This window comes from Flavobacterium sp. P21 (assembly GCF_050632225.1).
Classification (GTDB): domain Bacteria; phylum Bacteroidota; class Bacteroidia; order Flavobacteriales; family Flavobacteriaceae; genus Flavobacterium.
On the sequence record NZ_CP192585.1, the window covers coordinates 2,279,024 to 2,302,657 of the forward strand.

At 33.0% G+C, this 23,634-nt stretch carries 22 protein-coding genes and 3 pseudogenes; 14 read left to right on the plus strand and 11 right to left on the minus strand.

Going from position 1 to position 23,634, the window contains the following annotated elements; genetic code table 11:
* Positions 1-3: 3 nt before the first annotated feature.
* The 3 genes from ACQ9BO_RS11270 to ACQ9BO_RS11280 all read left to right on the plus strand — a co-directional run bounded on the left by ACQ9BO_RS11270 (position 4) and on the right by ACQ9BO_RS11280 (position 4,534).
* A complete protein-coding gene (locus tag ACQ9BO_RS11270) occupies positions 4-1,674 on the plus strand; it encodes a hypothetical protein (protein ID WP_431244779.1) in 1,671 nt (556 codons plus the stop codon).
* Entirely contained in the window at positions 1,671-1,916 is a 246-nt protein-coding gene (locus ACQ9BO_RS11275; protein WP_431244780.1) for a hypothetical protein, read from the plus strand. The genes ACQ9BO_RS11270 and ACQ9BO_RS11275 overlap by 4 nt, the downstream gene beginning before the upstream one ends.
* 74 nt (positions 1,917-1,990) lie before the next feature.
* Positions 1,991-4,534 carry a TonB-dependent receptor plug domain-containing protein gene (locus tag ACQ9BO_RS11280; protein ID WP_431244781.1) on the plus strand — a complete coding sequence of 848 codons (2,544 nt, stop codon included), beginning with the start codon at positions 1,991-1,993 and terminating at the stop codon, positions 4,532-4,534.
* 70 nt (positions 4,535-4,604) lie between these two features.
* Here the strand turns inward: ACQ9BO_RS11280 and ACQ9BO_RS11285 are convergent, their stop codons facing one another.
* Positions 4,605-5,666 (minus strand): DUF3810 domain-containing protein, encoded by a 1,062-nt coding sequence (locus tag ACQ9BO_RS11285; protein ID WP_431244782.1) that lies wholly within the window; start codon positions 5,664-5,666, stop codon positions 4,605-4,607.
* 344 nt (positions 5,667-6,010) lie between these two features.
* Between ACQ9BO_RS11285 and ACQ9BO_RS11290 the strand changes: the two are divergent.
* Positions 6,011-7,470: pseudogene (locus tag ACQ9BO_RS11290) on the plus strand (aminoacyl-histidine dipeptidase).
* 123 nt (positions 7,471-7,593) lie between these two features.
* Here the strand turns inward: ACQ9BO_RS11290 and ACQ9BO_RS11295 are convergent.
* Complete coding sequence (locus ACQ9BO_RS11295; RefSeq protein ID WP_431244783.1) at positions 7,594-8,166, minus strand: hypothetical protein; 573 nt, start codon at positions 8,164-8,166, stop codon at positions 7,594-7,596.
* A gap of 136 nt (positions 8,167-8,302) precedes the next feature.
* Here ACQ9BO_RS11295 and ACQ9BO_RS11300 point away from each other — a divergent pair, with 136 nt between their 5' ends.
* A complete protein-coding gene (locus ACQ9BO_RS11300; protein WP_431244784.1) occupies positions 8,303-8,932 on the plus strand; it encodes a hypothetical protein in 630 nt (209 codons plus the stop codon).
* Between the two features lie 139 nt (positions 8,933-9,071).
* Positions 9,072-9,194, plus strand: coding sequence for a winged helix-turn-helix domain-containing protein (locus ACQ9BO_RS11305; protein ID WP_431245107.1), 123 nt, complete (start codon positions 9,072-9,074; stop codon positions 9,192-9,194).
* Positions 9,195-9,237: 43 nt separating this feature from the next.
* Here ACQ9BO_RS11305 and ACQ9BO_RS11310 read toward each other — a convergent pair whose 3' ends face one another.
* The 7 genes from ACQ9BO_RS11310 to ACQ9BO_RS11340 form a co-directional block, all read right to left on the minus strand.
* Positions 9,238-9,654, minus strand: coding sequence for a DUF4304 domain-containing protein (locus tag ACQ9BO_RS11310; RefSeq protein WP_431244785.1), 417 nt, complete (start codon positions 9,652-9,654; stop codon positions 9,238-9,240).
* Between the two features lie 155 nt (positions 9,655-9,809).
* Positions 9,810-10,250 carry a hypothetical protein gene (locus ACQ9BO_RS11315; RefSeq protein WP_431244786.1) on the minus strand — a complete coding sequence of 147 codons (441 nt, stop codon included), beginning with the start codon at positions 10,248-10,250 and terminating at the stop codon, positions 9,810-9,812.
* Positions 10,251-10,437: 187 nt separating this feature from the next.
* Positions 10,438-10,929, minus strand: a complete 492-nt coding sequence (locus ACQ9BO_RS11320) for a hypothetical protein (RefSeq protein ID WP_431244787.1) — start codon at positions 10,927-10,929, stop codon at positions 10,438-10,440.
* A 249-nt stretch (positions 10,930-11,178) separates the two neighbouring features.
* Positions 11,179-11,952 carry a carboxypeptidase-like regulatory domain-containing protein gene (locus tag ACQ9BO_RS11325; RefSeq protein WP_431244788.1) on the minus strand — a complete coding sequence of 258 codons (774 nt, stop codon included), beginning with the start codon at positions 11,950-11,952 and terminating at the stop codon, positions 11,179-11,181.
* A 410-nt stretch (positions 11,953-12,362) separates the two neighbouring features.
* Positions 12,363-14,273, minus strand: coding sequence for a DEAD/DEAH box helicase (locus ACQ9BO_RS11330; RefSeq protein WP_431244789.1), 1,911 nt, complete (start codon positions 14,271-14,273; stop codon positions 12,363-12,365).
* Positions 14,274-14,476: 203 nt separating this feature from the next.
* A complete protein-coding gene (locus tag ACQ9BO_RS11335; protein ID WP_431244790.1) occupies positions 14,477-15,055 on the minus strand; it encodes a non-canonical purine NTP diphosphatase in 579 nt (192 codons plus the stop codon).
* Positions 15,027-15,425, minus strand: coding sequence for a DUF2809 domain-containing protein (locus ACQ9BO_RS11340; protein ID WP_431244791.1), 399 nt, complete (start codon positions 15,423-15,425; stop codon positions 15,027-15,029). Before ACQ9BO_RS11340 ends, ACQ9BO_RS11335 begins: the two co-directional genes overlap by 29 nt.
* 125 nt (positions 15,426-15,550) lie before the next feature.
* Between ACQ9BO_RS11340 and ACQ9BO_RS11345 the strand changes: the two genes are divergently transcribed.
* The 3 genes from ACQ9BO_RS11345 to ACQ9BO_RS11355 all read left to right on the plus strand — a co-directional run bounded on the left by ACQ9BO_RS11345 (position 15,551) and on the right by ACQ9BO_RS11355 (position 17,778).
* Positions 15,551-16,729, plus strand: a complete 1,179-nt coding sequence (locus ACQ9BO_RS11345) for a glycoside hydrolase family 88 protein (protein ID WP_132990110.1) — start codon at positions 15,551-15,553, stop codon at positions 16,727-16,729.
* A gap of 10 nt (positions 16,730-16,739) precedes the next feature.
* The gene (locus tag ACQ9BO_RS11350; protein WP_431244792.1) at positions 16,740-17,141 is read left to right on the plus strand and encodes a hypothetical protein; all 402 of its coding nucleotides are present in this window, start codon (positions 16,740-16,742) and stop codon (positions 17,139-17,141) included.
* A gap of 205 nt (positions 17,142-17,346) precedes the next feature.
* A complete protein-coding gene (locus tag ACQ9BO_RS11355; RefSeq protein ID WP_431244793.1) occupies positions 17,347-17,778 on the plus strand; it encodes a hypothetical protein in 432 nt (143 codons plus the stop codon).
* Positions 17,779-17,847: 69 nt separating this feature from the next.
* On the opposite strand, the pseudogene ACQ9BO_RS11360 reads toward ACQ9BO_RS11355, so the two are convergent.
* Positions 17,848-19,345: pseudogene (locus ACQ9BO_RS11360) on the minus strand (FMN-binding glutamate synthase family protein).
* 48 nt (positions 19,346-19,393) lie between these two features.
* A complete protein-coding gene (locus ACQ9BO_RS11365) occupies positions 19,394-20,173 on the minus strand; it encodes an NYN domain-containing protein (RefSeq protein WP_431244794.1) in 780 nt (259 codons plus the stop codon).
* Between the two features lie 200 nt (positions 20,174-20,373).
* Between ACQ9BO_RS11365 and ACQ9BO_RS11370 the strand changes: the two are divergent.
* From ACQ9BO_RS11370 to ACQ9BO_RS11390, 5 genes and pseudogenes are all read left to right on the plus strand, one after another.
* Positions 20,374-20,819: pseudogene (locus tag ACQ9BO_RS11370) on the plus strand (RrF2 family transcriptional regulator).
* A 205-nt stretch (positions 20,820-21,024) separates the two neighbouring features.
* Positions 21,025-21,204, plus strand: a complete 180-nt coding sequence (locus ACQ9BO_RS11375; RefSeq protein ID WP_431244795.1) for a hypothetical protein — start codon at positions 21,025-21,027, stop codon at positions 21,202-21,204.
* Positions 21,191-21,388 carry a plastocyanin/azurin family copper-binding protein gene (locus tag ACQ9BO_RS11380; protein WP_431244796.1) on the plus strand — a complete coding sequence of 66 codons (198 nt, stop codon included), beginning with the start codon at positions 21,191-21,193 and terminating at the stop codon, positions 21,386-21,388. Before ACQ9BO_RS11375 ends, ACQ9BO_RS11380 begins: the two co-directional genes overlap by 14 nt.
* A 119-nt stretch (positions 21,389-21,507) precedes the next feature.
* On the plus strand, positions 21,508-22,239 hold the full coding sequence (gene ric, locus ACQ9BO_RS11385; RefSeq protein ID WP_431244797.1) for an iron-sulfur cluster repair di-iron protein: 732 nt from the start codon (positions 21,508-21,510) through the stop codon (positions 22,237-22,239).
* 287 nt (positions 22,240-22,526) lie between these two features.
* Positions 22,527-23,630 (plus strand): hypothetical protein, encoded by a 1,104-nt coding sequence (locus ACQ9BO_RS11390; protein WP_431244798.1) that lies wholly within the window; start codon positions 22,527-22,529, stop codon positions 23,628-23,630.
* Positions 23,631-23,634: the final 4 nt, after the last annotated feature.

Below are 23,634 nucleotides of genomic sequence, written 5' to 3' on the forward strand. Positions count from 1 at the left end.
CCGATGAAAAATATAAAATACATATTCTTTTTGCTTTTGTTTCAAAGTGTATTTGCTCAAAATATTGAAAACGAATGGAATGCTGTTTATAAAAAATCATTGACAGAAAAAGTCTATTTGCAATTCAATAATGTATTGTATTTCCCAGGCGAAATAATCTATTTTAAAGCTTTTGTTACCAAAAGCGACAACAAACCCTCAAATTTGAGCGATTATCTTTATGTCGATTTATTTGACGGAAGCAATAAAAAAATAAAAAGCCAAATTTATTTTATTAAAGATGGAAATACGGCTGGATCGTATGAAATTCCGAAAGATGGTGTTTCAGGTATTTATAAAATCCGAGCTTATACGCGACTTCAAAATCAGGTTTCTGATAATATTTTTGAAAAGAATGTTTTTGTTCAAAAGGTGATTTCGCCAAGAATTTTGATGACTTTGGATTTCAGAAAAAAAGCCTATGGAAAGGGTGAAATATGCGAAGCCGATTTTGAGGTTAAAAATCTGCAAAATCAGCCTATACGAAATTATGAATTTAAATATGATATTTTCATTGGCGGAAGCAAAATGGATTCGCTTCATGCAAAAACCGATGATTTAGGAAAAGCGATAATTCGTTTTAAACTTCCTGAAAACCTGAAATCAAACGACGGAATTTTAAATGTAATGCTGGATTATGATAATTTCAAAGAATCTGTTACGAGATCGATTCCAATAAACTTGAATTTTGTCGATTTGCAGTTTTTGGCCGAAAGCGGAAATTTAGTTCTAAACGAAACGTCTTCATTGTTTTTTATAGCAAAAAATGAATTTGGTCTTCCAATGGATGTTGCAGGATTTATAGAAGATGAAAAAGGGAATAAAGTCACCGATTTCAAGAGTTTTCATGACGGAATGGGGAACGTCAAGTTGAAATCAGAAGAAAATAAAAAATATTTTGCTGTATTGACTTCACCTTTTGCATCTGAAGAAAAAATTGCATTGCCTGTTGCCGAAAAAAATCTATTTGTGATAAATGCCGAAAAGAATCAGGAAAATGCTGTTTTGAAAATTTATTCGCCAATAGCTGTTCAAGGAAAAATACTGATTAGAAATACGGCTAAAATTCACAAAACAATTCTGGTAAATTTAGCTCAAGGTTGGAACACAATTGAGGTAAATACTAAAGAATTTCCTGTTGGAATTCAGTCTTTTTCGTTAGCAATCGAAGACAAAATTGTGGCAGAAAGATTAATTTTTGTGAATTATCAAAACGGATTGAAAATCGAAATCAAGACTGATAAAGAAACGTATTTGCCAAGAGAGAAAGTAAAAGTTTCTGTGGTTACGAAAGACAAAAATAATGCGCTAATTGCTTCTAATTTGTCAATATCAGTAGCTGATTCAAAACTTCTGACTTATATCGATGATAAGCAAGACAATATTTTGTCGTGGCTTCTTTTGGGTTTTGAATTAAAAGGAAAGATTCACGAACCAAGATTTTATTTTGACGAAAATAAAAAATTGGAAGAGCGAGAAAAAGCGATCGATTTGCTTTTAAACACGCAAGGTTGGAGAAAATACAATCAAAATGATCTTCAAAAACTGCTAAGTTCGAATGTTGTCGTTGAGCCAGAAAAGAGCAATACCCTTGAAGGATTTGTTTTGAAAAAAATGGAAAACCAGCCTCAGTGAGAGTGCTGTTTTTTACCGATGAAAGAAAGGTTTTTGAAACCAAAAGCAACAAAAGCGGTTATTTTAAATTCAACCGAGTTCACTTTTCAAATTTTGGAGTTCTCACAGCCGAATACAAAAATAGGGAGGAATTAGAAATTAAAAATTCAATTTCACATGCGACTGTTTTTGCGATGATTAAAGATACGCTTACCAACACGGCAACTTTAAATATTGATTACAAATATGAAGAAAAAAGATAGGAGAAAATCAAAAAAGACAATTTCAAGGCCAGAGTATTTCGTTAAATAACGATTCTCAAAGATTGCAAGAAGTTATGGTCGTAGGTTATGGAACCGTAACAAGAAGCATGGTTTCAGGTTCTGTGGTAATGGTTTCGAATCAGGAAATTTTTTCAAATGCGTTAAGCGGTCGTTTACCAGGAATTCAAATTTCGTCTTCTTCCGGTCAAACGAGTTCTGCAGATAAAGTGGTCATCAGAGGTTTGTCTTCTGTTTATGGAAGCAGATCTGGAGGCCAACCATTGATTGTAGTAGATGGAATTCCGTATGCGAATAACGAAAATTCATCTGTTTTTGGAAGCCTTCCGGCAAATTCTATTGAATCTGTAGTATTTTTAAAAGATGCTTCGGCTTCAGCAACTTATGGCACAGCGGGTGTGTACGGTGTTATTTTGGTAACCACAAAAAGCAAGGCAAATGACCCGCAGATTGTTTTTGGAAAAACGCATTATTATACTTTTCAGGATGTTGTAAAAGGCGATTCAAAATATGTAAATGAGGCTGATAGTTTTTATGCACCAAAATATAAAACCCTAATCGCTGAAGAAAAAACAGATTTTAGAAATTGTATTTATTGGAATGCTGTTGTTCATACGAATAATAAAGGTGAAGCAAATTTTGAATTTTACAATTCAGATGATAGCACTTCGTTTAAAATCATGGCCGAAGGAATTTCTTATAATGGAGATGTCGGAAAAGGCGAAGCAGTTTTTGCCGTAAAAGATTTGATTCAGACAGATATAAAAGTTCCTTTATACGCTTCGCAAGCTGATAAGGTTTTGATGCCACTTTGGATGAAAAACAATTCAGGTAAAAATGTAAAATTAGAATGCAAAACCATATTCAATGAACAAAATGTTGCTCAAAAAGACTCCATAATTGATTTAAAACCAAATGAATCCAAAACAATTTATGTGACTGTAAAAACAGATAAGGTTGGAAAAAACTTTCCGTTTGAAATTTTATTGAGCGCCGAAAACTTTAAAACTAAAATCAAAAAGAATATTGATATTTTTTCAAAGGGATTTCCGGTAAATGATGATATTTCTGGAACAAAATCGCAAACGAAAGATTTTAATATTCCTGATTTTGTTCCTGGATCTATGGATGCAGGATTCAAATTATTTATAAATCCGTTTTCGTCTATTTTTGATGGACTAGAAGGCATGGTGCGTGAACCTTATGGATGTTTTGAGCAAGTTTCATCTTCAAATTATCCAAATATAATGGCTATGCAATTGCTGAAATACAAAATGACTACGCCAGAATTTAAAGAGAATGCCATGCGATATTTGGAAAATGGCTATACTAAATTAAAAAATTACGAATCAAAAGACGGCGGTTTTGAATGGTACGGAGGAAATCCAGGCAACGAAGCCTTAACGGCTTACGGTTTGCTTCAGTTTCATGAAATGAAAGAATATATCAATATCGATCAAAAGTTGATTGAGCGATCAATGCGCTGGCTGAATTCAAGAAAAGATGAAAAAGGTGGCTTTAAGCAAAATCCTGCGAAATATGGTTTTTCGGGAATAAAATATCAAGTAAATAATGCCTATATCGTTTATGTATTATCTGAAATAGGGCAGAACGATATTCAAAAACAATACGAAACAGCTTTGGAAGAAGCCTTAAATAGCAACGATTTATACCGAATGAATTTGCTGGCTTTGACTTCATTTAATTTGGATAAAATGGAGAATTACAAGCAACTGATGAGTTTGATAAAGGATAAAGTTGCTAAAATTGGATTTAAGGAACTTAAGGCGGAACAATCCGTTATTAATAGTTATGGAAAATCGTTGAATATTGAAGTTAATTCCCTTTACGCTCTTGCTTTGTTAAAAGAAAAGAAAATTTCAAAAACTATTTTGGATGTTTTAGACTATATTCAGAAAGCAAAAACAAGCTACGGATTTGGTTCTACACAAGCTACAGCATTAGCTTTGAAAGCAATTACAGAGTTTTCTAAAATCAATACGGAATCAGCTACTTCTACTGAGGTAACACTGAATTTAAATAATAAAGCTGTTGATTTAAGCAAAAAAGATTCAAATGAAAATGTAATGCTGAAAGATTTGGAAATTAATTCTGGAGTCAACAATTTTTCGATTCAGATTTCTGCTGAAAAATCAATTCCGTATACGTTATATATCCAGTATCATACTTTTGTTCCAAATAATGCTAAGGAATGCAAATTAAGTTTGAAGACAAAATCAGCGACTAATAAGCTGAAAATTAGTGAAACAGCTAGAGTTGAAATCGAGATTCAAAATAATAGCAATGAGCAAGTTTCTAATCCAATAGCAAGAATTGGAATTCCTGGTGGAACAACCCCAGAACCTTGGCAATTGAAGGAGCTTACAGATAAAAATATAGTTGATTATTATGAAATCTTTGGAAATGAATTGGTGCTTTATTTTAGAAAATTAGATGCCAAAGAAATCCGAAAAGTGAATATTGATCTTAAAGCTGTTGTTCCAGGAAGTTATAAAGGCGTTGCGTCATCGGCCTATTTGTATTATGAAAACGAATATAGAAATTGGAATTCTGGTTTAGAAATCGAAGTTTTGCCTTAATTAAATAAGTTTATTATCCTAACAGGTTTTTAAAGCCTGTTAGGTTTTTTTGTATCAAAGTTAAAAAGCACTAAAGCTCTTTTCCTTTATAATAATTAATCATCAAATCAATAAACTTGCTGTAGCTTTCCATTCCATCTTTTTGATTATTTGTTTTCAGGAAATTATCATAAAGAAAATGAAAACCTTTGTCGATAAATGTGTCGTATTTTTTCCAGAAATCTTGACTTTCTTGATAGTTTTTTAAAATTCCGGCATGAACTGTTTTCTTTAATTCATTAAAGATTTTTTCATTTTTGAATTGCCAAATTCCGAGACAATAACGTAAAGCAAAGCTATATCCAGAATATTGATAATATGGATTTTTGTTTTTTACGGTTGCCAAGACTCCAATAAAATTGCATTCATTTTCGCTCGCAAAACCAATTTGATGCGCCATTTCGTGCGAACTTGTAATCGGGAAGTTATACATTGGCAACAAATCATTTACTTGAGCTTCATTTGTAAACGGATTCAAATAACCTCCAAATCCCATATAAGTCAGCGGCACACTGAATAATGATTTTTTGACGCTCAAAATTTCATATTTAAAGTAAGGATGTTCTTTGGCTAAATTGTTATATCCGTTAATATTCATTTCAAAAACTTCTTTTTGAGAATACGGAAAAACCACTTTTGCACTGTCGTTTTTTGTGATTTGAAACTGAATTTCATTGGTTTTTGAAATTAATCTTTTTGTGAAAGCCAAAAGATCAGCATCAGTATATTCTCTTTTGATTTCCATTTTTTCAAATAGTGGTTCACGGTAATAATTGAACGCCCAAAGCACATGAAATAAGAAGTAGTATATAGAGATTTTGCCTAAAATTTTTAAAATATGATCTTTCCATTCTAATCTCCAAGTTTTTCTGATTCTCCAAAACCAACTGATTATCGAAAGAATCAAAATAGCATAAAAACAATCCCCAACAGAAAACGGAATTTTGCCCAAAACACTTCGTAAAAAATGCGAAATTCGGAAGTATAAATTATTGCTGTAAAAGCCTTCAACATAATCTGGAAAAAATTGCAGGATTTTTAAAAAGATAATCTGAACTAAAAGGAATATAGGAAGTATATATTTTCGTTTCACGGATTGATTTTTTAGATACGTAAATATAGATACAAATATCAATCGACAAAAAGAAGTTAGCTACGAATTCACGAATTATTTTTTTATATCATGCAAATGAAAGCCTAGAATTTGCGCTAATTTGCGGAATTTGTGGTTGATTTTTCGAGGCAAATAAAAAGATAACCAAGAATTCACGATTTATTTTTTTGTTGATCATCCAAATGGAAGTTATAAGGATTGAAATTTGTGAAATTGAACCTCATACAGGATATAATTAGTGCTAATTTGTGAAATTCGTGGCAAAAAAAATATAAACTTTGTAACTTTGGAGCTCTTAATTGTTAAACATCAAACAAAAATATATGAGTCAAGAAGTAAGAAATCTGGAGCCAAAAGCACTTTGGAATAAATTCGCAGATTTAAATGCCGTTCCGCGTCCCTCAAAGAAAGAAGAGCGTGTTATCGAGTTTATGAAAAACTTTGGAAACAGCTTAGGTTTAGAAACTTTTGAAGATGAAATCAGAAATGTAATCATTAGAAAACCGGCAACTCCAGAAATGGAAAATCGCAAGCCAATCGTTATGCAGGGGCATCTTGATATGGTGCACCAAAAAATGCAGATACTGTTTTTGATTTTGATACTCAAGGAATCGACATGTATGTTGATGGTGACTGGGTTCGAGCGCGAGGCACAACACTTGGAGCTGACAACGGACTTGGAGTAGCGACTATTATGGCTATTTTGGAAAGCAAAGATATTCCGCATCCTGCAATCGAAGCTTTGTTTACAGTTGACGAAGAAACTGGAATGACTGGTGCTTTAAACTTAAAAGGAGGCATTTTGCAAGGTCAGATTTTATTGAATTTGGATACTGAAGAAGATGACGAAATTGATATTGGATGTGCTGGCGGAATTGATGTTACGGCAACAAGAACGTATCACGAAGAAGAAGTTCCAGAAGGTTCTGTTGGCTATACAATTACAGTAAAAGGCTTAAACGGAGGACATTCAGGAATGGATATTCATAAAGGTTTAGGAAATGCCAATAAAATCATGAACCGTTTGTTGTTTGATGCTTTTGAAAACTTTGGTTTGCAGATCGTAGAAATCAACGGAGGAAGTTTGAGAAATGCAATTCCGAGAGAAAGTGTTGCTAAAGTAATTATTTCTCAAATGTTTGATGAAGCTTATGTGTATGATATGCAAGAAATCATTGCTGATATCAAAGCAGAATATAAAACAACGGAACCAAACTTAACGATTGAAATCGTAAAGGGCGATTTGCCAGAAAAAGTTATGGACTTAGGTGTTCAAGAAGGAATCATCAGAGCGATTTATGCGGCACACAACGGCGTTTACAGAATGAGCGCTGATATGGCTGATTTAGTTGAAACTTCAAATAATATTGCTAGAGTTATTATTAAAGATGGAGAAATTTTGGTTGGATGTTTAACACGTTCTTCTGTAGAATCTTCAAAATTTGATTTGGCAAATTCGTTGCGTTCTGCATTTGAATTAGTTGGATGCGAGGTAGAACTTACAGGTTCTTACCCAGGATGGACACCAAATGTAAATTCAGAAATTTTAGAGGTTTTAAAAGAGATTTACGAAAAACAAAACGGAGAACAACCAAAAGTTGTAGCATGTCACGCTGGTTTAGAATGCGGTATTTTAGGAACGAATTATCCTGGAATGGATATGATTTCTTTTGGACCAACTATTCACGGAGCGCATTCTCCAGATGAAAGAGCGAGTATTTCATCTGCTCAAAAATATTGGAAATTTGTATTGGAAATTCTTTCTAATATTCCGGTTAAATAAAAGTCTCAGTTTTCAGTCACAGTTTTCAGTTTCTTTTGAGACTGAAAACTGCGACTGTGACTGAAAACTAATTAATCCTTTTTAAGAGAATTTTTTTCTTTCTTCTTTTTATCCGTTTTTGACTTAACAACCGTCACCGTCATTGCGAGGTGCGCGTTTATAAATTGTTTTATTGTTTTGTTCTACATAGTCAACGCTAATTATCGGATATGAATATTTTGGCGCTTGCGATACGCTATGGCTTCGTATAATTATTTTGTCGTTTACTTTTAATGTTTTTAATTGGTCAAAACTATTGTTAAAATTCAAAACAGTATAATCTGACTTTTCTGTTCCAAAAGCAAGAATATAATCTTCTCCATTAATCTTGGCCATTATACCGAAACCTAATCTTGAGCCAGCAGGAAGGGAAAGAGAGGTTACAGTTGCTTCCATATTGGTGTAATCCTTAATGGGCTTGCTTATTTTAATGGCACTGGCATGTACTTTTTGACCTGCGTCAGAGGCTTCCCATTTTTTGTACATTATGCCATCAGGAGTAGCTTCCCATTTTTTTAATGCGGCTTTCCTTTCAGCCATAGTGAGAGGTTTTGAGTTTGTATTTTTAATGGTTTCATTTTTAATTTTACGATTAGCAAATACCACTCCGCTTACTACAACCAATAATAAGATCAGCAAATAAATGATTTTTTTCATGTTTTTGATGTTTTAATTAATACTCTAATTTTATCTCTTTTTAAAGTTTATGAAGCAAATTACTTTATTATTTTGCGTACTGTGAGCTAAAAATTGTAAATAAAAATGTAAACTTTGTAAATAAAAACTTGATACTATGTTTATTAGCAGAAATCTTCTTTCAGGAAAACGCAAATACGTGTTGGGATTATTATTTATCTCCATTATCTGTGTAATCTGTCTTGCTTTTAGCACGGAGGATAATGATGATTTTGATTATGCCAGAAGAGAAATATTGCTTCGCAGAATTGGACATGAAATATTACTACAATCGGGCGATAGTATATCGAGAGTGCTACCTGTGAAAAAAATCGCAGAAAATGAATATCAGATTAGTTTTGAGAATGATTTTACTTTTCAACCGGACAGTTTAATAGCTACAACGAATCGTTTTTTAGACAACTCTTCGTTTGCCAATAATTACATAGTTAAGGTTTTGAACTGTAGCGATTCAAGTGTGGCTTATGGATATGCTATTTCCAAAAATAAAAAGGATGATATTGTGGCCTGCATAGGAAGAAAGCAACCCAAAGCCTGTTATAGGATTAATATAAAATTAGAAGCGACAAACATAAATATAGTTAAGAACGGATATTTTTTGGCTAGTGTGTCCTTTTTAGGATTTTTAGGTTTTATTTTTTTAGAACTTTTAAGCCGAAAAAGGTTTTGTCGCATACTGAACATAAAGGCGCTATCGCTTTGGGCTCGGCGTTGTTTGATGCGGTAAACAAGAAACTTTTTATAAATGGAAAGACAATCGACCTGACCGGAACAGAAACCCGTTTACTGCTTATTTTTGCATTGTCTCCTAACGAGATTATAGAAAAAAACGAATTCAAAAAGAAATATGGGAAGATGAAGGTGTTATAGTCGGGCGTAGTCTAGATATGTTCATATCAAAACTTAGAAAAAAACTGGAATTTGATCCAAATCTAAAAATTGTTGTTGTACGCGGGAAAGGGTATATGCTTGAAATTAGTACGCTATAAAATGCCAGAAATATTTATTTGTTCTAGCTTTTGTGGGACATACTTATAATAGTTTTAGATATTCTTTAACCTTGAATATCGTAGTCATGTTGAGATAAGGTTTTCTTTGAAATAAATTTAGAACATCTTGTTCAGTTTTAATTTTAGTAATTTCAGGAATAAGCATTTGATTTATAATAGCAAGGAGCTCTTTTTCTCGATTTTGGAATTCCTTTTCTAGATCGAAAGTCGCCAATTGTGGCAGGCGTTCAGAAATATGAATGTATACTTCACTACAATCAAAATTTAGAAGGTTGTAACCATAATTTACATAATATGCATTGCTAAAATTAGATTTTTGAAGATTGACGATTGTTTCAATCTCGGATGTTTTTAATCTAAAATTATTTCCGCGCATTTTAAATCCAATTTTGGTCAATTGATTTTTAAAAATTTCCTTGAATTCATTATTTGTCATCATATTATTTTGTAATATCATATAGAAGTCCTAGTTACTACATCAATTAGGTGTTAAATTAAGTCGCCTATTTTCGGATTTTCCACCCGAGATAATAAATAGACGAAGCGAAGCAAATCATTCCAAATCCTTTATAGCAGTTTTTAATTGCTGTTTTTTTAGTTTTCGTAACTCGCTTGCACTTCAGTTTTGTATCCTAAATTTCGCTTTTTTTCTAGTTTTATAACATTTGATAAGCGAATTATATTCTTAAAATTCAATTTTGCATTATCTTCCCATTTTTTAAAATCAATATTATTTTCGAAATCTTTGAGGTTAATTGAATCGTTTGAACCAAATTTTTCAAAAGAAGCACCTAGACCAATTATATCTATTTTTCTATCAGAACGAAACACCATATATGCATCCATTCCAGAATTAAACCCGCTAAATGAAGATTTAATAAAAGTTGAATTTAAAGTGTCTGATATATTTTGATGCTTACCTATTAAAATATAGTCTTTAGAGCAATCTGTAAATCGTGTAACCACCAATCCGTCATATTCATAATAGATTTTACTCTGTTTTGAACAAGAAATAAGTGTTAGTATGAATATCAAGAAAAGTATTTTTTTATCATGTTTTCTGATTGGTCATATAATAATCAATAATGTCCCGCTACTTTAGCAAGCTTGAGATTAAATTCAGTTTATTATTGGAATTTATCAAATCATTCTAAATGTAAAACCAATTTTCCATTTAGGCAATTTCCCGAATTCATTTTAGTAACTGTTATATGTCGTAGCTTTATTTAAAGTGCCAATTCATTAAACCTAAAGATATAATTGGATGACCCCAAGTTTCGAAACTCATTAACTTTGCTGTAATTGGAATTGTGGATGTTGATTTCCATTGTTCACTAAATGGCGTAAGCATAATTGCTTCATAAACTAAGTCTTTGTTAAAAGGATTATTTAGCTGAAGCATGGTATTTATACTCTTTCTGTCTTTAACATCTTGAGAAAACTGAATTTCTATTGTTTTTTCGGGATGTGTATTTTCGGTAACTATTTTCATGTCGCTTATTGAATCTCCGGCAATTTCGCATTCAACAAAAACTTTTTCGCCACAGTAAATTTGTAATAATTTTTCCTTTACAAAATATGGGCTTTCGGGTATTTCAGCTTTGTATTGTTGTGTTTCATTCACTGCAATTTCTAATGAAAATGCTTTGCGATTCTTTTGTGCAAAAGAAAAAAATGTAACTGATAAAGTAAGAATAATTATGATTTGTTTCATGGTTTTTAGATTAATGTTGATACTATATTACAATTGCTACACCACCAAAAATATAGAATATTTGTCTTAAAAATCATTATAATGATTTTTTAATCTGTAGAATACTTTTCGTACTAACGTTTATAAATTTCCGCAGTTCTGTCGCGTACCTAAAAGTAAAAATCCCTGACCGCTTTTAGCAATCAGGGATTATTTTTATATATTGTTCAATGTTAGTGCAACTGAATACTGCGACTGCGACTGAATACTTTAATTACGTTTCAAGACTTTATACTGCTCATAACAGCCACTAATAGCATCAAGAATCTGCAAATCATTTGCTTGCTGGACAAACGATTCTGAGTAGTTGCAACGCTGTAAAATCTCCGGAATTTCTTCTTTTGTAATTCCTAAAAGCAAGGCAAGGGTTTCTCTGTCGTATTTCGTTTCAAGAAGATTTCTGATCGTGTCATCTTTTTTCATGTCTTTAAGCTTCCTGAGCTCTTTTCCATTTTTTCCAAAGAAATTATAGAGCATATCGGCGGGGTTGAAAATAGAACCCAATACTTTTCCAAATGCATTTGGGGCATATTCACCAGCTTCATAACCTTGTGTAAGGCCAGAAATGCTATAACGGTAGTTTTCCTTAGTCGGAATAAGTTTTGAGTCAATTTCAAGATAGCCGGTCAAGCTGAAAGGAGCAATAACAACTTCTTCAAGTGCAATTGCTTTTTCTGTAAGCTGAATTCTTGTGATTTTGTTTTTGATCCAGTCATTCGTCACTCTAATGCGCAAAGATTGGAATCCCAGAATAGAGAATTGCAGTGTGTCATTTTGCTGTACATCAATTTCAAAATAACCTTTAGCATCAGACTTTGCGCCTAACACCTTGTTTTTATTGATGATATTTACATTAGGGAGAGGTTGTTTGGTGTTATCATTAAAGATGTAACCTGAAACTCTTTGAGGAGCTGTTGATTCTGTTTCTTGAGCAAAACCAATACTCGTCAATAACATAAAAAAGAAAACTGCGAAATATTTCATATCCTGATTTAAAGCACTAAAAGTAGTAAAACGGGATTAAATATTTTATAGTCTTGGAATATAATTATAAGAAAATTAACAAAGCAAAAAAGAATTGCTTTTAACTACGGCGTGTAATTCATGTTTTTTTATTCAACACTTAGAAAGATAGATTTTATTTTTGGAAAAGAGCTTAAAAAGAAACTAGTTTCTAACACATAGCCTGCTATGTTTGTTTAAAACAAGTGAAACGCCTTTTATAGATGCCTCTAAATCTATGTTTCTATGTGTTTGAATTAAATTGCGTGCACCTGTTTGGTTTGTTTTTGGTATTTAGCTAGAAAGAGAGAAGAGAAGAATTCTTGGCAAAAAAATCCCAAATTCCAATTATGTCTGGAATTTGGGATTTTGTATTTTAAGATATTAAAAAATTAATCTCTTCTTGGTCTTCTTGGTCTTGACGAATCGCCAAAGCTTTCAGAACGTCTTGGAGCTCTATCAGAACCGCCTTCGTTTCTTCTGAAACCGCCTTCTCTTGGAGCAGAATTTCTTTCTCCTCTGAATCCGCCTCTGTCAGAACCACCTTCACGTCTAGATGAAGAGTTTCTTTCTCCTCTAAATCCGCCTCTGTCAGAACCTCCTTCACGTCTTGGAGCAAAGTTTCCTTCTCTTCTTCCAGAATCACGTCTTCCTCCACGGTTGTTGTGGTCACGTCTTCCTCCGCCGTCATTTTTAGAAATTTCGACATTGATACGACGTCCTTCTAACTGCGTATTGTTCAAGATGTCCATTACTTTGTCAGTGTGCTCAGGATCAGTGTTAAAGAAAGAGAAGCCTTCTTTTACATCAACTTTGAAAACGTCATCACGACCTAAGTCTAATGTTTCTTTCAAGTAATCTTTAAGAGACATCCAATCGAAATTATCTCTAGAACCAATGTTTACGAAATAACGAACTGCTCCATTATTGCTAAATTCTCTTGGCTCAGAATCACCTCTTTCACGTCTTTCTCCAGAAGATTGAGCCGAAATATCTCTATTCTTTTTGTAGTAAGTAATGAAACGGTTGAATTCTACAGAAACCATTTTTTTAATCAATTCTTCTTTAGATAAATCTTCAAGAACATTATTGATTGCTGGTAAGTAGTTGTCAATTTCGTGATCAACTTCAGTATCTTTAATTTTGTTTGCTAAATGCAATAATTGAATTTCGCAGATTTCGATTCCAGATGGAATAGTTTTTTCAACGAATTTTTGCTTGATGATTCTTTCGATAGAAGAAATTTTACGCAACTCGCTTTTTGTAACAATTACAATAGAAGTTCCTAATTTTCCAGCTCTACCAGTACGTCCAGAACGGTGGTTGTATGTTTCAATTTCATCAGGCAATTGGTAGTTCACAACGTGTGTTACGTTGTCAACGTCAATACCACGTGCGACAACGTCAGTAGCAACAAGCATCTGAATTTGTCTTCCACGGAATGATTTCATTACACCATCACGTTGCGCTTGAGATAAATCTCCGTGTAACGCAGCGGCGCTATAACCATCTTCAATTAATTTTTCAGCGATTGCCTGCGTATCTCTTTTAGTACGACAGAAAACCACAGAGAAAATGTCTGGATTAGCATCTGCTAATCTTTTTAAAGCCTCGTAACGGTCACGAGCATTTACTAAATAAAATTCGTGAGATACTGTAGATGAACCAGAATTTTTAGTTCCAACAGTAATTTCTACTGGGTCGCTCATGAATTGTTTTGCAATTCTAGCAACTTCCTGTGGCATAGTTGCAGAGAACAACCATGTGCTTTTTTCGTCAGGAGTATCTGATAAAATAGAACAGATATCATCATAAAATCCCATGTTCAACATTTCGTCAGCCTCATCAAGAACACAGTAATCGATGTTTTTAATGTTAACCAAACCTCTGTTGATCATGTCTTGCATTCTTCCTGGAGTAGCCACAATAATTTGTGCTCCTCTTTTAATTTCTCTTGCTTGCTCTGTAATACTAGCTCCTCCGTAAACTGCTACCACATTAATACCTTTTTCGTATTTTGAGTAGTTTTTAAGTTCGTTAGTAATCTGTAAACAAAGCTCCCTTGTTGGCGATAAAACTAATGCCTGTGTATTTCTGTTGTCAGCATCAATTTTTTGGATTAGCGGAAAACCGAAAGTCGCCGTTTTCCCTGTCCCTGTCTGAGCCAACGCAACCATATCCGTGTCTTTTTCCAATAATAGGGGAATCGCCTTTTCCTGTACCTCCGACGGATTTTCAAATCCTAGATCTAAAATCGCCTTCAGTAACGATTCATTTAATCCTAATTGTTCAAATTTGTTCATATGTATTTTTAAAATAGGGTGCAAAATTACTGTTAATTATTCAGATATGCTAATGCTATTTCAAGAATTATGTATTTGTTATGATTTGATTATCAAAAAGTTATGTTTGGTGTGAAATGATTTTTTTAAAGATTGAAGAATTTTCGAAAAAAATACGTCTTGAAATATCAATTTTAGCTTCTAAAATGTTGTATTTTAAACAATTATTTTGTGGAGTTCAGAAAATCAATAAGTTGTCGCGTTGCTTTTCCGCGATGGCCAATTTTATTTTTGGTTTCCAAAGGCAATTCGGCAAAGGTTTCGCTGTAATTTTCCGGCTTGAAAATTGGATCGTATCCAAAACCTTGATTTCCAGTTTTATTCAAAGTGATTTCTCCTTTTGCAATTCCAGTAAAAAGATGCTGTTCTCCATTTAAGTTCAAAGCAATAACGGTCTTGAACTGTGCGCTACGATTCTGTTCGCCTTTTAAAGCGTCTAAAAGCTTGTTCATGTTGTCATCGGCATTTTTTTGTTCGCCTGCATATCGTGCTGAATAGACTCCGGGTTCTCCATTTAAGGCATGAACTTCTAATCCGGTATCATCAGCAAAGCAATCGTAACCATATTTTTCGGTTACATAATCGGCTTTCAAAATTGCGTTTCCTTCAATTGTATGGGCAGTTTCCGGAATATCTTCAAAACAGCCAATATCTTCTAAACTTAATAATTGTATAGATCCTTTTAAAATGCTTTGGATCTCTTTGATTTTGTTTTTATTGTTTGATGCGAAAACGAGCTTCATAATTGTTGTATTTTAAAATGATTTTTTCGATAAAAAAGATGAAAAGTATTCCTGCGGTATAAGCAAGAATGTCCGACCATAAAAAGCCTTGGCCCAAAACATATCTTCCAAAAAGTGTTTTTCTCAGTTCAATAATCCAAGGAGCTTGATAAAGCTGTAAAAATTCAATTCCATAACAAATTAGTAATGAAAGAATAAAGATGTAAGTTGCTTTTTTATTGAGAAATACAATTCTAACAAGAAAATAAATCATCACAGCATACAGGAAATCGCCAATCCATAATGGAATCAGTGAAATTTTCCTTGAAAGAATTCCGAGAAAGATAACTGACAAGAATAGAAGGAGATATTGGATTCTGGTTTTGTTCAATTTTAAATTTTGATTGGGGACATTAGTACTTTTTTGGGTAAACAAAAATACAAAGATTCGGATAGGTTTACTTTATTTTATAAATTTATCGATTCAATAAAACTATACTTCAAAAAATAACCACAATGAATGCAAAATTTTTCACTCTGATTGCGGCTTTTTGCTTGCTTGGAAATCAGGGCTATTCTCAAAAAGACAATTCGTTTAATATTAAAAAACAACTTGATTACTGTGCAGAGCAGGCTTCAAAGACGTTAAAAGTGATTCCGAATGATGGAACATCGCCTAGAACGGTTCCGAATGGGAGTAAAGAATGGAAATTTGTTGGTTATAAAGATTGGACAAGCGGATTCTGGCCAGGTGAATTATGGTATTTGTACCAAGCAACCGGCGATAAGAAATGGGAAAAAGAAGCTGATAAATTTAGCCGATTTTTGACTCCTTTATCAGTTAGCAAAGCCGGAGATCATGATTTGGGTTTTCAAGTTTTTAATAGTTTCGGAAATGGATATCGTTTGACTAAAAACAAAGAATACAAAGAAATTATTCTGAAAACGGCTGATACATTGGCGACGCTTTTTAACCCTAAAGTGGGAACTATTCAATCTTGGCCTCATAATAAAATGGGTGGTCATAATACGATTATTGACAACATGATGAACTTAGAAATGCTTTTCTGGGCTTCTAAAAATGGAGGAAGTAAAAAGTTATACGACATTGCCGTAAAACATGCCGAAACTACAATGGCAAATCATTTTAGACCAGATTATACTTCTTACCATGTTGTAATTTATGATTATGAAACGGGGAAAAAGATAAAAGGAAGAACTGCACAAGGATACAGCGACGATAGTATGTGGGCGAGAGGCCAGGCATGGGGCATTTATGGTTTTACAATGGTTTACAGAGAAACAAAAGATCCTAAATTTTTGGATTTTGCACATAAAATAGCCAGAGTTTATCTGGATAAATTAACGACAGAAGACTTGATTCCGTATTGGGATTTTAATGCGCCAGACATTCCAAATGCGCCTCGTGATGCATCTGCCGCCGCGATTGTGTCATCGGCTCTTTTAGAATTGAGCTCTTATACCAAAGATAAAAATCTGAAAAAAGAATATTTGACAAAAGCTAAAAAAATGATTGTTTCGCTTTCAGATAATTATCAAAGCCGTGATGTCAATTCGGCATTTTTGCTCCATTCAACTGGTCATAAACCAGCTGGAAGCGAAGTAGATTGTTCTATAAATTACGCAGATTATTATTATCTTGAAGCGCTTTTAAGACTTCAAAAAATAAAATAATTAAAAAACTATGAAAAGAATAAGCCAAATTTTGTCAATGATCATGATGGTGCTTTTATTGGTGGGTTGTAAAAATGCCAAACAGAAACTACAGGAATACGTAACAGCATATAATGCTTCGGCAAAAACTTTTAAAGCTGATAATGTTACGTTGACAACGGCAAGAGGTTATATCAATGATGATAAAATTGAATTGAGATTTGAAACTGCTTTAGAGCAAAATCAAGCAAATAAAATGGCTGGTGATTTGGCATTCTCGAAATTGCTGAAAGAAATGATCAAAAAAGATCAGATTCCTAAAGATTTAGTTGAAGAAGGGATCCGATTTGATGCTTATTTTTTGGCAGACGATAATACTGTTCTTTCAAAGAAAGTGATCGATAAAGAATCAATTTCCGAAATAATAAAATAAATAGATTCTCAAAATCTTTCAAAATATTCAAAAGTCTCTTTGGTTATCTAAAAGAGGCTTTTTTGTTTGCTGTAAAATAGCCTTATTGAGTTATAGGTTATTTGTAATCAAATAATTACAAATTTTATTTTTTTACTACAATGTTGTTTTTGTGTTATAAGTTTGTTATGTTTGAGTTAAAAAATAACCAAAAAACTAAAAATTTATGAAAAAAATTACCCAAATCGCATTTGCATTTATTTTAATTTTAGTGCTTGCCAGCTGTAAAAACACAAAGCAGAAAATACAGGAGCATGTAAGTAATTACAATATTTCGTCGTCAATAAAGGGTGCGGGAATTATTAGCACCAGCGCAAAAGCATTTTTAAATGACAATAAAATCGAAATTAGAATCGAGACTAATTTAGAAGGCAATGAAGAAAATAAATTGGCAACAAAAACATCTTTTCCAAACTTGCTGAAAGAAATGATCAAAAACAATCAGATTTCTCAAGAATTGATTGAAGAAGGGGTGTCGTTTGATGTTTATTTCTTATCTTATAATAATATCATTTTAGCACAACAATTAGTTGATAAGGAAGAGCTAGCTGTATTAGAAGGTTCTGGAGGAAATGGAAAAGAAACTGCAAAACTGTAATTGCCTGTGATATAAAATTACTTTAAATAACTAAAAAAGCCTTTTTGACAATCAAAAAGGCTTTTTAGTTTAATTTCTTTTGGTAACGTTTGTCAGATTATCTGGAAAATATAGTTCAGATAAATTAGTAAATTCATCACCTCGCATAAAAATATTAATGTCAACATCTGCAAAAGAAGTTTTTCCGGTCTGCGACCAAAAGTTCGTTTGCCGAGTGAAGCGTATTTTTATGGAAATGATATACACGTTCTGATTTATCAGTAACAACCAATCCTTTCATCAGCATTTTGTTTTGAGTGGCAACACCAGTCGGGCATTCGTTATTATGGCAACGCAATGCCTGAATACAGCCTAAAGAGAACATAAATCCTCTTGCACTGTTGCACATGTCAGCGCCCAATGCAATGGCGTGTAAAATAGAGTAGCCAGAAATGATTTTTCCGCTTCCGATAATTCTCATCTTATCTCTGATATTTAATCCGACCAAAGTTTTGTTGACGAAAATTAAGGCAGGTTCAAATGGCATTCCAACTCCGTCTGCAAATTCAAGAGGCGCGGCTCCAGTTCCGCCTTCGGCACCATCAACTGTAATGAAATCTGGATAAATGTCTTCAGCGATCATTTCGTGGCAAATCGCTTCAAATTCTGCTGTGTTTCCAATACACAATTTAAATCCGATTGGTTTTCCGTTCGACAAATCACGCAATTGCTTGATAAAATGAACTAATCCTTTAGAATCTGAAAACGCATGATGGCCAGGAGGAGAAAGAATCATAGTATGTGGTTCGACACCTCTGATTTTTGCAATTTGTTCAGTGTTTTTTCTGGCAGGAAGAACACCTCCGTGTCCAGGTTTTGCACCTTGTGAAAGCTTGATCTCAATCATTTTTACATTTGGGAGATTGGCTTTTTCAGAGAATTTTTCAGGGCTGAAATTTCCTTCGGCGTCTCGGCATCCAAAATATCCTGTACCAATTTGCCATGTAATATCGCCACCTCCCGCAAGATGAAATTCTGTTAAGCCACCTTCTCCGGTATTTTGATAAAAATTTCCTTTTTGCGCTCCAATATTGATAGCACGAACGGCATGTTCGCTCAATGAACCAAAACTCATTGCCGATACATTAAATAAAGAAGCCGAATAAGGCTGTTTGCAATCTTTTCCGCCTACTAAAACGCGAGGCAGTTCTTCATTAACTTTTGCAGGAAAAATGGAGTGTTTTATTCCTTCATAATTCTCTGTGTTTAAGTTTAATTGCGTTCCAAAAGGAGTGCTCGAATCGATATTTTTTGCCCTTTGATAAACTAATGAGCGCTGATTTCTAGAAAATGGTTTTCCGTCTGTAGATCTTTCGATAAAATACTGTTGAATCTCCGGAGCAATCATCTCAAATAAATATCTGAAATAACCTAAAACAGGAAAGTTCCTTAAAATAGCGTGTTTTTCTTGAGATGCGTTGTAAACTCCCACAATTAGCAAAAAAGGGATAATAAAAACGAGTAAATAGCCTCGTCCAGTGTAATAATAAATTGCGAGAACAATTAGAAACAATAAGAATCCGTAAATAAAGAATTTTTTCTCATGTTTTTAAAAATTTAAATAGGTAATGAAATATTAGTTGAATCTTAAACGTACATAAACGTGTTTGATTCCTTTTTTGTCTGATTCTCTTTCGTCGATTTCTAGAATATCAGTCAATGATTTCAGCATTGGGGTAAGCTTGGAATAACCATAATTTCGAGGATCAAATTCTGGTTTTTTCTTTACAATCAAGTTTCCTACATCACCTAAAAATGCCCAGCCATCGTCATCTTCAATATCTTCAATTGTGGCTTCGATAAGTTCAATAGTCTGTTTGTCAATTTTATGAAGCGCTTTTTCTGTAGGTTTTTCGACTGGTTTTTTGGTGTCGGCGACAACAACTTTAGGTTTTTTCTTTTGAGTTGCTCCATCCAAAACTTCAATATAAATAAATCGGTCGCAGGCAACGATAAATGAGTTTGGTGTTTTCTTTTCACCAATACCAATTACTTTCATGCCGGATTCGCGAAGTCTTACGGCAAGTCTTGTAAAATCGCTATCACTCGAAACAATGCAGAATCCGTCTAATTTTCCAGAATATAGCAAATCCATAGCATCAATTATCAAAGCAGAATCGGAAGAGTTTTTGCCAACGGTGTAGCTGTATTGCTGAATAGGAGTGATGGCATGCTCTAATAAAACGCCTTTCCAGCCATTAGCATTTGGCTTTGTCCAATCGGCATAAATTCTTTTTGTTGTTGGCGTTCCAAGTTTTGCAATTTCTTCCATCATACCTTTTACATTACTGTAGGGAACATTATCGGCGTCTATAAGAACAGCTAATTTTAAATCTTTTGAAGTGCTGAATGCCATTATTTAGATATTAGAAAATTAAGTATCTCAAAGTTAAAATTAAAATTTGTTTTTATGTGGTTTTAGTGCCGAATTAGTGTTTTTAACCTACTTAATTATTTTGGTTATAAATAAGTTTATCCTTTCGTAAAATTAATTAAAGATAATTTTGTCCTTTATTATAAATCTGTATATCTTTGTATGGAATTAATAAAAGAGATATGTTTTCAAAAGCCTGTGAATACGGAATTAGAGCTTCGATTTTTATTGCCACAAATTCTTCAAAAGGAATTAGGGTTGGAATAAAAGATGTTGCCAAAGAAATTGATTCGCCTGAACCGTTTACGGCCAAGATTATGCAGATTTTGACCAAAAACGGAATCATTCATTCCGCCAAAGGAGTTGGAGGCGGTTTTGAAGTTTCTAATGAAGCTGTAAAATCGATTCATCTCATTCAGATAGTTGATGCTATTGATGGCGATAAAATTTATAAAGGTTGCGGAATTGGATTAAAAGAATGTTCTGAAGAGCGTCCGTGCCCAGTGCATAATGATTTCAAAAAATTCGGGGCTTACTCTTAGAAATGCTTACAAAAACAACTTTAGAACAGCTTGCTTCTGGAGTAGAATCGGGAGACTCTTTTCTGAAAGCCTTAAATATAGAATAACCTTAAAATACAATAGATTAACATTTAATAATAATTTAAAAATGAATACAAAAAACAAATTTTCAATACTAATCCTGATGGGATTTTTAGCAGTTACTTCTTGCGGTAAAAAGAAACGGCTCCGGCTGATCAAACAGAAACAACTGAACCATTTACAGAAGGAGAAAAAGCACCAGCAACACCAGCGACCGAAGAAAATGTATTAGTGATTGAAGGAAATGACCAAATGCAATATAACGTAAATGAACTAAAAGCAGTTGCTGGAAAACCAATTAAACTTACTTTGAAACATGTTGGGAAAATCCCAAAAGAAGCAATGGGGCATAATTTAGTGATTTTACAAGAAGGAACGGATCAAGTCTGCTTTTGCTTTGAAAGCAAATGATGCCAAAGCAACCGATTATATTCCGGAATCTGAAAAAGCTTCAATTGTTGCTCACACTAAATTATTAGGTGGCGGAGAAGAAGATACAATCGAATTTACAATTGATAAAAAAGGATCTTATCCATTTATTTGCTCTTTCCCAGGCCACGTGGCTATGATGAAAGGTGTATTAATTGTTGAGTAAAGAGTAAAAACTCCAATTCTGTTTCAGTTTGGAGTTTTTTGAATCCAAATAAAAGATAAAAATATCTTTTATTTGGATTCAAAAAAAATAAAAAAATAAAAATTTAAAAAATGAGTATCATGGAAAATTTAAAAAACAAAACAATCGGATCATTCGTTGCTGACGATTTTAGAACAGCGACTGTATTTTCTAAATATAATATTGATTTTTGCTGTAAAGGAAATAGAACCGTTACAGAAGTTTGCGAGAAACAAAACATTAATGCAGATGCTTTATTAGAAAATGTTTTGCAGGTTTTGCAGTCAGAAAATCAAGGAAACATCGATTTTAATTCATGGCCTTTGGATTTATTGGCAGACTATATTGAAAAAACGCATCACCGTTATGTGGAAGAAAAAACAAATGCACTGCTTCCGTTTTTAGATAAATTATGCAAAGTTCACGGTGCTAGCCATCCAGAATTGTTTAGAATTAATGAATTGTTTGTTGGCTGTGCTGGCGAATTAGCGCAACATATGAAAAAAGAGGAATTGGTTTTGTTTCCTTTTGTAAAACGAATGGTAAAAACCAAAGAATCTGATGGGATTTTATCTCAACCAACTTTTGGAACTGTTTCAAACCCGATTGCGATGATGATGAATGAACATGATAATGAAGGCGAACGTTTTAGAGCAATTGCCGAATTGACAAATAACTATACGCCACCTGCAGATGCTTGTACAACTTACAGAGTGACTTTTGCAATGTTGAAAGAGTTTGAAGCAGATTTGCACAAACACATTCATTTGGAAAATAATATTTTATTTCCAAAAGCTGTGACTTTAGAAAAAGACTTTGTTGAAGTAGAATAAAGATTGATTTTATTAATTCTAAAAGCACCGAAAACTTATCTAAAAATGATAATTATCGGTGTTTTTATTTTAAACCATATAAGTAATATAAGTTCATTTAAAACAGACTTATAATTTCTTATATTACTTATATGGTTTAAAAATTTTATGTTAAAAAAAATTGCAATATGAATTCTCAAAAAGCCTGGATTATTTGCTGTTTTTTTAATTTTCTGATTGCCTGTGTTTTCGGATTATTAATGCGGTTTATGTATCTGTTTCCTTTAGATTTTTTAAACTACAGTTTTTTGCTTCACGCGCATTCACATGTAGCAATGCTGGGTTGGGTTTATATGATTGTATATGTTTTGATTGTTCTTTTTTTCATTCCAAAAGAGAAAAGCCAAAAACCAATTTATAACCGTCTATTTTGGTTGACAGAATTTTCGGTTGTCGGAATGATAATTGCTTTTCAAATTCAGGGATATGCTTTGTTTTCGATTATTTCCTCGACTCTTCATATTTTATTGAGTTATGTTTTTTGTCGTTTAGTTTGGAAAGATTGTTCCAGAGATAAATCACCCTCACAAAGACTTTTACTGATTTCAATTTTGTTTATGATTTTGTCAACCTGCGGAGTTTGGTGTTTAGGTCCTGCGGTTAGTACATTAGGAAAACAAAGCGCTTTTTATCAAATTGCGATTCAGTTTTTTCTTCATTTTCAGTTTAATGGCTGGTTTATTTTGGCAATTTTGGCACTTTTTTTAAAACAATTTCAATATAAAATTGATGAAGCAAAGTTTAAGAAGTTTTACTTTTTAATAATCATTTCTATATTATTAACGGTTGCTTTTCCAGTGCGTTGGTTTATAGAAAATAATGTTTTGAGTTATATCAATATTTTTGGAGTTTTACTTCAATTAGGAGCTTTTATTTATTTCTATAAAATGCTGAAACCTCAAATAAATCATTTCAAAAGTACTTTAGACAAAACCACAAAAGTCGTTTATGGATTAGCTTTGTTTTCTATTTTTTTGAAAGTTGGAATTCAATTGCTCACGATTTTTCCAAATTTGGCCGAAGTTTCGCATCAAATCCGAAATTTTGTAATCGGATTTATTCATTTAACGACTTTGGGAATTATCACAGGATTTTTGTTTGGAATTATGCTTCAGAATAAAATACTTTTAGGAGATTCTCCAATATTAAAAATAGGAGTGAAGTGCTTTATTTTCGGATATATTTCAACAGAAATTTTGTTGTTTTTACAAGGCGGGTTTTTGTTTTTTGGAAAAGGAACGATTGTGTTTTATTATCAAAGTATTTTAGTTTTCAGTATCCTCCTTGTTTTGGGTTTAGTTTTAATGATGATATCCATTATAAATAAAAAACAAGAGCCGATTTCTATTTAAAAAT

Excerpts from the sequence above, each read along its gene's own strand:
- ACQ9BO_RS11270 (WP_431244779.1), top strand. The coding sequence starts at position 4 with ATGAAAAATATAAAATACATATTCTTTTTGCTTTTGTTTCAAAGTGTA.
- ACQ9BO_RS11280 (WP_431244781.1), top strand. The coding sequence starts at position 1,991 with ATGGTCGTAGGTTATGGAACCGTAACAAGAAGCATGGTTTCAGGTTCT.
- ACQ9BO_RS11295 (WP_431244783.1), bottom strand. The coding sequence starts at position 8,166 with ATGAAAAAAATCATTTATTTGCTGATCTTATTATTGGTTGTAGTAAGC.
- ACQ9BO_RS11300 (WP_431244784.1), top strand. The coding sequence starts at position 8,303 with ATGTTTATTAGCAGAAATCTTCTTTCAGGAAAACGCAAATACGTGTTG.
- ACQ9BO_RS11310 (WP_431244785.1), bottom strand. The coding sequence starts at position 9,654 with ATGATGACAAATAATGAATTCAAGGAAATTTTTAAAAATCAATTGACC.
- ACQ9BO_RS11320 (WP_431244787.1), bottom strand. The coding sequence starts at position 10,929 with ATGAAACAAATCATAATTATTCTTACTTTATCAGTTACATTTTTTTCT.
- ACQ9BO_RS11325 (WP_431244788.1), bottom strand. The coding sequence starts at position 11,952 with ATGAAATATTTCGCAGTTTTCTTTTTTATGTTATTGACGAGTATTGGT.
- ACQ9BO_RS11330 (WP_431244789.1), bottom strand. The coding sequence starts at position 14,273 with ATGAACAAATTTGAACAATTAGGATTAAATGAATCGTTACTGAAGGCG.
- ACQ9BO_RS11335 (WP_431244790.1), bottom strand. The coding sequence starts at position 15,055 with ATGAAGCTCGTTTTCGCATCAAACAATAAAAACAAAATCAAAGAGATC.
- ACQ9BO_RS11345 (WP_132990110.1), top strand. The coding sequence starts at position 15,551 with ATGAATGCAAAATTTTTCACTCTGATTGCGGCTTTTTGCTTGCTTGGA.
- ACQ9BO_RS11350 (WP_431244792.1), top strand. The coding sequence starts at position 16,740 with ATGAAAAGAATAAGCCAAATTTTGTCAATGATCATGATGGTGCTTTTA.
- ACQ9BO_RS11355 (WP_431244793.1), top strand. The coding sequence starts at position 17,347 with ATGAAAAAAATTACCCAAATCGCATTTGCATTTATTTTAATTTTAGTG.
- ACQ9BO_RS11365 (WP_431244794.1), bottom strand. The coding sequence starts at position 20,173 with ATGGCATTCAGCACTTCAAAAGATTTAAAATTAGCTGTTCTTATAGAC.
- ric (WP_431244797.1), top strand. The coding sequence starts at position 21,508 with ATGGAAAATTTAAAAAACAAAACAATCGGATCATTCGTTGCTGACGAT.